Source organism: Algoriphagus confluentis (assembly GCF_036245625.1).
GTDB lineage: Bacteria > Bacteroidota > Bacteroidia > Cytophagales > Cyclobacteriaceae > Algoriphagus > Algoriphagus confluentis.
Genome location: NZ_BTPD01000002.1, coordinates 474,280 through 482,907 on the forward strand (window position 1 = coordinate 474,280; position 8,628 = coordinate 482,907).

Annotated in this window: 8 protein-coding genes; 6 read left to right on the plus strand and 2 right to left on the minus strand. The window is 43.6% G+C overall.

Annotated elements, in window-relative coordinates; genetic code table 11:
- Positions 1-47: 47 nt before the first annotated feature.
- Together AAA943_RS04740 and AAA943_RS04745 are read right to left on the minus strand one after the other, a co-directional pair.
- Positions 48-1,121 carry an Ldh family oxidoreductase gene (locus tag AAA943_RS04740; RefSeq protein WP_338223081.1) on the minus strand — a complete coding sequence of 358 codons (1,074 nt, stop codon included), beginning with the start codon at positions 1,119-1,121 and terminating at the stop codon, positions 48-50.
- Positions 1,122-1,496: 375 nt separating this feature from the next.
- Positions 1,497-2,438 carry a Ppx/GppA phosphatase family protein gene (locus tag AAA943_RS04745; protein WP_338223082.1) on the minus strand — a complete coding sequence of 314 codons (942 nt, stop codon included), beginning with the start codon at positions 2,436-2,438 and terminating at the stop codon, positions 1,497-1,499.
- Positions 2,439-2,633: 195 nt separating this feature from the next.
- Here AAA943_RS04745 and AAA943_RS04750 point away from each other — a divergent pair, with 195 nt between their 5' ends.
- From AAA943_RS04750 to AAA943_RS04775, 6 genes are all read left to right on the plus strand, one after another.
- Positions 2,634-4,217 carry an acyl-CoA carboxylase subunit beta gene (locus AAA943_RS04750; protein ID WP_338223083.1) on the plus strand — a complete coding sequence of 528 codons (1,584 nt, stop codon included), beginning with the start codon at positions 2,634-2,636 and terminating at the stop codon, positions 4,215-4,217.
- Positions 4,218-4,348: 131 nt separating this feature from the next.
- On the plus strand, positions 4,349-4,660 hold the full coding sequence (locus tag AAA943_RS04755) for a four helix bundle protein (RefSeq protein WP_338223084.1): 312 nt from the start codon (positions 4,349-4,351) through the stop codon (positions 4,658-4,660).
- A 45-nt stretch (positions 4,661-4,705) separates the two neighbouring features.
- Positions 4,706-5,782 carry a M42 family metallopeptidase gene (locus AAA943_RS04760; protein WP_338223085.1) on the plus strand — a complete coding sequence of 359 codons (1,077 nt, stop codon included), beginning with the start codon at positions 4,706-4,708 and terminating at the stop codon, positions 5,780-5,782.
- 62 nt (positions 5,783-5,844) lie between these two features.
- Entirely contained in the window at positions 5,845-6,636 is a 792-nt protein-coding gene (locus AAA943_RS04765; RefSeq protein ID WP_338223086.1) for a helical backbone metal receptor, read from the plus strand.
- A gap of 119 nt (positions 6,637-6,755) precedes the next feature.
- Positions 6,756-7,514, plus strand: coding sequence for a 3-keto-disaccharide hydrolase (locus tag AAA943_RS04770; protein ID WP_338223087.1), 759 nt, complete (start codon positions 6,756-6,758; stop codon positions 7,512-7,514).
- Positions 7,511-8,107 (plus strand): 3-keto-disaccharide hydrolase, encoded by a 597-nt coding sequence (locus AAA943_RS04775; protein ID WP_338223088.1) that lies wholly within the window; start codon positions 7,511-7,513, stop codon positions 8,105-8,107. Before AAA943_RS04770 ends, AAA943_RS04775 begins: the two co-directional genes overlap by 4 nt.
- Positions 8,108-8,628: the final 521 nt, after the last annotated feature.

Genomic DNA, 8,628 nt, shown 5'->3' on the forward strand with positions numbered 1-8,628 from the left:
GAAATTCGTGTTATAAAAATCTGAATTCTGAAATCCCAAATCTGAAATCAAAACTTCACCCCAAACCGTTCTCCCAGTTGAGTCAAATCTTTCACCACTGGTTCCAGTAATGGAATTCCATCTTTCATACGAACAGATTCCAGCTCTCTTTCCGGATCTCCGGGGATAATTACCTTGTCATTTCCGGGGGTGGTTTCTGCGGTTCGGAATCTTCGGATCCAGTTATCCATGTGGGATTTGAATTCATCAGCAGGACGGAAAGCATCTACACGCATCGCCCCGAAAAAATGACCGATCCCTTCTCCAACCAAGTTGGGTAGGGGATCCAAAAACGCGACAAAGGGCGGAACCCATGGACCATAGTTGGCTCCCGAAAGTACTGCTGAGAAGATGTCCACGATTGCGCCCAAGGCATATCCCTTGTGAGATCCATGCTCTCGGTCTCCACCCAGAGGCAGAAGTGCTCCGCCATCTTTGACCCCGTTCGCCGAGGTGGTTGGATTTCCTGATTTATCCTGAACCCAGCCCGTAGGAGTATCGAGACCTTTTCGTTGTAGGATTTCCAGTTTTCCATTGGCAGCGGTGGTAGTGGCCATATCAGCTACGAATGGAGGTTCCTCATTTGCCGGAATGGCAACGGAAATCGGGTTGGTGCCTAGGAGTCTTTCCTTGGAAAAAGTAGGGGAGACAAGAGGACTTGCATTGGTCAGAGAAATCCCGATCATATCCTGCTCTAAGGCCATCATCGCATGATATCCTGCTATTCCATAGTGGTTGGAGTTTCTGACGGAAACCCAGCCTGTTCCTACATTTTTGGCTTTTTCTATCGCCACTTTCATGGCAAAAGGGGCCACCACCAATCCTAAGCCACTGTCTCCGTCGACTACGGCTGTTGAAGGAGTTTCGTAGGTCACTCGGACCTTAGGTTGGGCGTTGATTCTTCCTTTTTCCCATAATCTCACATAGCCGCTTAGTCTGGCTACCCCATGACTGTCTACTCCGCGCAGGTCTGCCGAGAGCAGGACTTCCGTGGCTATTTTGGCATCGGATTCCGGACAGCCGATTTGGGTCAGCATGTCGTAGGTGAAGCGGGAGAGATGGTCGTAAGAGAAATTTTGCATGAGGTCAACGTGTCAATGGAGCAAAGATAAGGCGTGAGCCTACAGGTGCACAGATGATTTTTAAAATGGAGGGTTAAAAATCTACCATAGGACTTTCTACTCTTTAAATATGTTGACTTTTTAAGAATCCAATTCTGTCTAAGTGATTGACGACGCTGATGTTTTAGTAAAAAATTGAATTATCGATTGTTTTATGTGATAAAACTTTAAAGCAACCAGCAGACTTAGAAGAAAACTACTTTGGATTCTTTTTTTAACACCACAGAAGAAACATAGGAATCATAGAAGGATATACAGAGCCGAAAGCCTAAAAATCAACATCCGTACAATTACAACTTTTTAGTGACTTGCCGCCTTTGTGGCTAAATTAAAAAATCAAACTGCCACTTTTCCGGAAAGAAGACGGGATACGGCCCCTTCTTTCAAGGAATAATGCGAGCAGACAATGGCTTCTACGGGCACATAGCGAAGAATGAACTCGATCAGACAGCTGGCGACCACGATCATATCGACTCGCATGGGAATCATTCCGGGGATATTGAGCCGTTCCTCCCGATTTTTAGTTTTGAGTAGTTGGAAAATCCGTTCAAATTCGGTGGTCGGCAATTCAAATACATGCTGTCCGGTGAGTTTACATTGGAGCATGGATTCAAAATAAATGTCAGTAAGCGTATCAAATGTACCCGAGGCTCCAACCAAACCGGTAGGCTTGTATCGGTGAATAGCTTCTAAGAGAGGCGATAACTTTTCCTGACAATGGGCTTCCAGTTTTTCCACTTCCTCAGGCAAAATCGGGTCATGGTAGTGAAAAGCATCGAGTAGTCTTTGCCCTCCGATTTCAAAACTTCTTTTCCAGAAAACCTCTTGAGAAGTTCCGATGATAAACTCAACAGATCCCCCGCCGATATCCATCATCAGATTGACATGACCATTGAGCGAACCGGAAAGATTGATGCCCTCATAGATCAATTGAGCTTCTTCTTCTCCCGAGATGACATGGATTTCGATGCCGATTTCTTCTTTTACTTGCTGAACAAATTCGGCCCCATTGTTTGCATTTCGGACAGCTGAGGTAGCAAAAGCAAAAACCTGATCGATCTGTTCTCCATCAATCAGGTTTTTGAAATGCTTGAGTGTATGAAAAGCCCTTTTTTGGGCATCCTGAGCAAGATTATTTTGGCTTATTCCGCCTTGTCCGAGTTTTACGGGGATTTTTTCTTTGTAGAGTGTTTTAAAATCGACACCATTCAGTTCCACCAATAACAAATGAAATGTATTGGTTCCCATGTCGATCACCGCGGCCTTTCTGGTACTCATATTCTGCCAAAATTTTTGGATGGGCGAATATAGAAAGTTTTTGAAAAGTACAAGGTTGATACTCTTAATCAGGACCAAAAGAAATTGATCGATGACTTTCCTGTATTTTACCCATCCAATTTTCCAATCTTCCCTTTTTGAATTATCCAATCCACACAAGGGCCTATATTTGGAAATCAAACTAATATCCCGAATATGACTGACCCAAAAAATACTTTGTACACGCTACCCGGTAATGCGGAAAAAATCGAGCTTTTAGCCAAGAAAAATGCGGAAGCTGAACTGGGAGGAGGTAAATCCCGGATCGAATCCCAGCATAAAAAAGGAAAGCTTACGGCTCGAGAACGGATTGATCTGCTTTTGGATGAAGGCACTTTTGAAGAAATCGACAAGTTTGTCATGCATCGGGCCAAGGATTTTGGTCTTGACAAAGAGCATTATTTGGGAGACGGCGTAGTGACAGGGTATGGTGAAATCAATGGTCGCCTTGTCTATGTATTTTCTCAGGATTTTACGGTTTTTGGAGGATCGCTTTCGGAGACTCATGCCGAAAAAATCTGCAAAATCATGGATTTAGCCATGAAAAACGGGGCCCCTGTGATTGGATTGAATGATTCCGGTGGCGCCCGTATCCAAGAAGGAGTCAATTCTCTAGGAGGCTATGCGGATATTTTTTACCGAAATACTTTGGCGTCTGGAGTGATTCCTCAGATTTCTGCCATTATGGGTCCTTGTGCCGGAGGAGCAGTGTATTCCCCAGCGATTACCGATTTCATCCTTATGGTAGAAAATACCTCTTATATGTTTGTGACTGGTCCCAATGTGGTGAAAACTGTTACCCAAGAAACGGTTACTGCCGAAGAACTGGGTGGAGCCTCAACACATAGTACTAAGTCAGGAGTGACGCATTTTGCCTGTGCCAATGAAGTGGAGGCGATAAAGCATATCAAAAGACTCTTAAGCTACATCCCTCAAAACTGTGAAGATACTGCACCCGTCTATCCTTACGAGCTGAAAAAAGACGAATCCAGAAAGGCTTTGGATACGATCATCCCCGAAAATCCCAATCATCCTTACGATATGCGCGACGTAGCGAGAGGTATCGTGGATAAAGAGTCTTTTCTTGAAGTGCATGAAAACTATGCAGACAATATCGTGGTGGGATTTGCCCGCCTTGCAGGACGAAGTATTGGGATTGTCGGCAATCAGCCCCAATCCATGGCAGGTGTTTTGGACAATCATGCTTCTATCAAAGCCGCTCGATTTGTCCGTTTTTGCGATAGCTTTAATGTACCCTTATTGGTTTTGGTGGATGTTCCGGGATTTTTGCCTGGAACGGACCAGGAGTGGAATGGAATCATCACCAATGGGGCGAAGTTGCTGTATGCCTTTTCAGAAGCAACAGTTCCAAGGATTACCGTCATTACCCGAAAGGCCTATGGCGGGGCTTACGACGTGATGAATTCCAAGCATATTGGAGCGGATATGAATTATGCTTGGCCGACAGCTGAGATTGCTGTGATGGGGGCAAAAGGTGCTGCAGAAATCATTTTTAAAAAAGAAATTGCAGAAGCTGAAGACCCGGATGCCAAACTTCAGGAAAAAGTGGATGAGTATACCGCCAAATTTGCCAATCCTTACCGTGCCGCACACCGGGGATTTATCGATGAAGTCATTATTCCTTCAGAAACTCGAACTAAACTGATCAAAGCCTTCAAAATGCTGGAAAACAAGGTGGACAAGCTGCCAAGAAAGAAGCATGGGAATATTCCGCTTTAATTAAAAGGTTATTGGTTATTAAGTTATTTGTGAAAAGTCACTTTAACGGCAGTAATTTTGATCATCAGGACTTTTGAGGATTTGGAAGTTTGGAGAAAGGCTAGAGAGGTAAGACTTTTTTTGTTCAAAAAATGGTTAAAAAGTTACCTCAGGAAGAAAAGTATGCCTTGGCCATTCAAATTAGAAGATCATCAAGATCGATAACCAATAACATTGCAGAAGGATATGGCCGCTTCTTTTTTCAGGAAAACATTCAATTTTGCAGGATTTCAAGAGGTTCCCTTTCAGAGACCCTAGATCATATGATTGTTGCTTTTGATGAGGGATATATTTACGAGTCAGAATCGGAAAACTTCAGAATTCTTCATAATGATTGCCTCAAGCTACTTAATGGATACATCAATTACCTTCAAAAAGTAAAATCAGGCTCCCCAAACCAATAACCTAATAACTCAATAACTCATAACACGATCACGGAAACTTGAACTATGAATAAATTCGAAAACGAAACCCAATTTCTGAAAACCTACCTTAACAATGCCTCCCCAACCGGCTTTGAGGCCTCCGGGCAGCAAATCTGGTTAGATTATATCCGGCCATTTGTAGATAGCTATTTTACTGATAACTATGGAACTGCCGTTGGAGTAATCAATCCTGAGGCGGAGTACAAAGTGGTCATTGAAGCCCATGCTGATGAAATCAGCTGGTTTGTAAATTACATCAAGGACGATGGGTACATCTACGTCCGCCGCAATGGAGGCTCGGATCATATGATCGCGCCTTCCATGCGGGTGAATATTCATACCGACAAGGGGATTGTTCCGGGAGTCTTTGGTTGGCCTGCTATCCATGTGCGAAAGGAAGGAAAAGAAGATGCTCCTACCTTGGATAATATTTTCATCGATGTAGGCGCCCGCTCCAAGGCTGAGGTGGAGGAAATGGGAATCCATGTGGGATGCGTGATCACCTTCAAAGATGAGTTGATCGAGTTGAATGGAAAATTTTGGTCAGGAAGAGCTCTAGACAACCGGATCGGTGGCTACATGATCGCTCAAGTGGCCAGAAAACTTAAGGAGTCCGGAAAGAAGCTTCCTTTCGGGCTGTATGTAGTCAATGCGGTTCAGGAAGAGATTGGCCTTCGGGGTGCAGAGATGATAGCTCATCGAATCAAACCCAATGTGGCCATCATCACCGATGTATGTCATGATACCACTGCACCTTTATATAATAAGGTGACGAGCGGTGATCAGACGGCAGGAAAAGGCCCGGTATTAACCTATGGTGCATCGGTGCACAAGAAGTTGCTGGATTTGATTATCGCTGCTGCACGAAAAAATGAAATTCCTTTTCAGCGAGCAGCTGCCTCAAGGAGCACAGGTACCGATACAGATGCATTTGCCTATTCCAACGAAGGGGTTCCGTCAGCCTTAATTTCTCTACCATTGAAATACATGCATACCACCGTAGAGACAGCAAGTAAACAGGATATCGAGCAAGTCATTGACTTGATGCTCGCCTTTTTGGTGGATTTTGATCCAAGTTTTGATTTCAGGTATATTAAATAGGTCAACAGACCACCGACCACAGTCAACAGCAGTGGTCGGTGGGACGTCGACAATTGACTCAAATGCTCTTCACTGATCAACTCAATCGATCCATTTTTTTATCGGATCCACCTAAGCGGATCATTTCCCTGGTGCCCTCCCAAACGGAATTGTTGGTGGATTTGGGTTTGGAGGATAAAATTATTGGTGTCACAAAATTTTGTATTCATCCCAAACACCTGAGAAAGTGCAAAACTGTCGTTGGTGGCACAAAGAATTACCGATTTGAGGTGATTGATTCCCTTACTCCGGATTTGATCATCGGAAATAAAGAAGAAAACGACAAGGAGGGGATAGAAAGATTGGCCAAAAAGTATCCCGTTTGGATGAGCGATATTTTTTCTTTGGAAGACAATTATCGAATGATCGAGCAAGTAGGACAACTCACTTCCTCTGAATTAAGAGCTAAAGAACTTGTTCACAAAATCAAAACTTCCTTTGCCAAACCTCTGCCCAAAAGAGGAACTTGTGTCTACCTGATTTGGAATGACCCCATCATGGTTGCGGGTGGATCGACCTTCATTGATACCATGTTGACAGTGGCTGGCTTTGAAAATCTTGTTAAACAAGCGAGATATCCTCAGCTTTCGGTGGAGGATCTACAGAACCTTTCCCCTGAATTCTTGCTTCTGAGCTCTGAGCCTTTCCCGTTCAAGGAAAAGCACCTAGATTTTTTTCGTGCTCTTTTGCCCAATTCACAAATCAAGCTCGTGAATGGAGAGCTTTTTTCTTGGTATGGAAGCCGATTGATTTACTCATGGGATTATTTTCGGAGTTTAGGAGAAGGCCCTTTTGGAGATGCTATTTCCCATTAATAAAAATTGTAATTACCCCTAGGTACTTTTTTAAAAAATTCAATTAACTTTTCGACTTCAAGCTGAATGAATTTGAATCACTTTGGCATATTAAATACTGACAAAAAACTGATCAATCCATGAAAAATCAAAAGTGGTTATTTCTGGGAATACTAGTCCCTTTGGTATGGGCTTGTGGCCCGAAAACAACTGAAGAGGTTGTAGAAGAAGAGATAGTGGTAATGGACAACTCCCTCACAGAAGAAGAGAAGGCTGGAGGTTGGATGCTTCTCTTTGACGGGACTTCAATGGACGGCTGGAGAGCATTCAATGGAGACAGCACTCCTCCCAATTGGATTATTGAAGATGGGGCCATGAAAGGGCTCGGTGCAACGGGTGGAGAGGATTTTGGAGGAGACATCGTTTTTGGCCCGATGGAGTTCGAAGAGTTTGAAATGGAGTTTACTTGGAAAATTTCCCCCGGGGGCAATAGTGGAGTCTTTTATCATGTGGTAGAAGGCCCGGATTACAAAGCTCCCTATTACACAGGTCCCGAATATCAGGTAATTGATCAGCTGGGATTTGCTCAGCCTTTGGAAAAATGGCAGTCTCTCGCCGGAGACTATGCGATGTATGAACCGGATTATGAAGGAGTGGTTAAGCCTGCCGGAGAGTGGAATGTATCCAAAATAATTTTCTCGGAAGAGGGAGCAACCTATTGGTTGAATGGGAAAAAGACGGTAGAGTTTATCCCTTACTCAGAAGACTGGACAGCAAGAAGAAATTCCGGGAAATGGAATGATTTTCCTGATTATAAAATTGCCCGCAAGGGATTAATCGCATTGCAGGATCATGGGGATCCTGTTTGGTTCAAAAACATCAAAATTAGACCTCTATGAAAAAAATAGGATTTATCCTTCTGACCCTGTTTATTGTGCAAGGTGCTTATGCCCAGAAAAAACAAAAACTTTTCAATGGAAAAGATTTAACTGGCTGGGTGGTTTATGGTACTGAAAAGTGGTATGTAGAAGACGGCTTGTTGGTTTCTGAAAGTGGCCCGGATGAAGGCTATGGCTATTTGGGCACTGAAGAGGAGTTTGATGATTTTGAGATTGAATTGGAATTCAAACAAGAAGCCAATGGAAACAGCGGAGTTTTCATCCGATCCACCGTAGACGGCACCAAAGTGTCAGGTTGGCAGGTAGAAGTAGCCCCTCCCGGAAGCGACACAGGGGGAATCTATGAGTCTTATGGAAGAGGATGGTTAATCAAACCTGATCCTGAAAAAGACAAGGCCTTAAAATTTGGAGATTGGAACAAAATGCGAATTGTGGTGAAAGGAGACAACGTCACTTCTTATCTCAACGGAGTGGAGATGGTTAATTTTTCTGACGAAAAAATTGGACAGGGAAAGGGAGGCGTTTTGCTGCAGATTCATGATGGAGGAGGAATCAAGGTTTATTGGAAGAATATTGTCCTGAAAAAACTTTGAGGATACCTCTCCAGACTTACTCTTGGTTCTTTTTCCCTATAGCTTTCAGTGGACTGTTTGGATTTATTCCTCGGATGAAGGCGGATGCGGACCCAAGGATGCGTTTGTGTAAAATCTGAAATTCCAATCCACTTTTGAAAGACCTTGGGGGTATTGATCCCCAAGGTTTTTTCTTTTTCAATTTTTCCCGATCAAAATCAGCGGATTACAATTTCTTTTGGAAAAAAACCGAAGCAGCTATTGCTAGGGAGATAATTCTGTCGATATTTGCACTCCCAAACGACGCAAACGGTGTCAGGGCAAGATGGAAAGGAAGGGGATTAGGAGAGGTGAAGTTGAAAATCGGGAATGAAGGGGGAGAAAAAAAATTAAAATTTCTTCTTGCCGGATAAAAAAGATCCCGTACCTTTGCAGTCCTGTTCGGAAGGAACGGGTCAGAAAGAGAGAAAATCAAAAGGGAAGCAGCCGGTGAAACGGCGGTCTCAACCAGTTCTTGCAAAGGCAAGAAACAAGTTCATTGA

Bases quoted from the DNA above. Each gene is read 5' to 3' on its own strand.
- AAA943_RS04740 (WP_338223081.1), bottom strand. From the start codon at position 1,121: ATGCAAAATTTCTCTTACGACCATCTCTCCCGCTTCACCTACGACATG.
- AAA943_RS04745 (WP_338223082.1), bottom strand. From the start codon at position 2,438: ATGAGTACCAGAAAGGCCGCGGTGATCGACATGGGAACCAATACATTT.
- AAA943_RS04760 (WP_338223085.1), top strand. From the start codon at position 4,706: ATGAATAAATTCGAAAACGAAACCCAATTTCTGAAAACCTACCTTAAC.
- AAA943_RS04775 (WP_338223088.1), top strand. From the start codon at position 7,511: ATGAAAAAAATAGGATTTATCCTTCTGACCCTGTTTATTGTGCAAGGT.
- AAA943_RS04750 (WP_338223083.1), top strand. From the start codon at position 2,634: ATGACTGACCCAAAAAATACTTTGTACACGCTACCCGGTAATGCGGAA.
- AAA943_RS04755 (WP_338223084.1), top strand. From the start codon at position 4,349: ATGGTTAAAAAGTTACCTCAGGAAGAAAAGTATGCCTTGGCCATTCAA.
- AAA943_RS04770 (WP_338223087.1), top strand. From the start codon at position 6,756: ATGAAAAATCAAAAGTGGTTATTTCTGGGAATACTAGTCCCTTTGGTA.
- AAA943_RS04765 (WP_338223086.1), top strand. From the start codon at position 5,845: ATGCTCTTCACTGATCAACTCAATCGATCCATTTTTTTATCGGATCCA.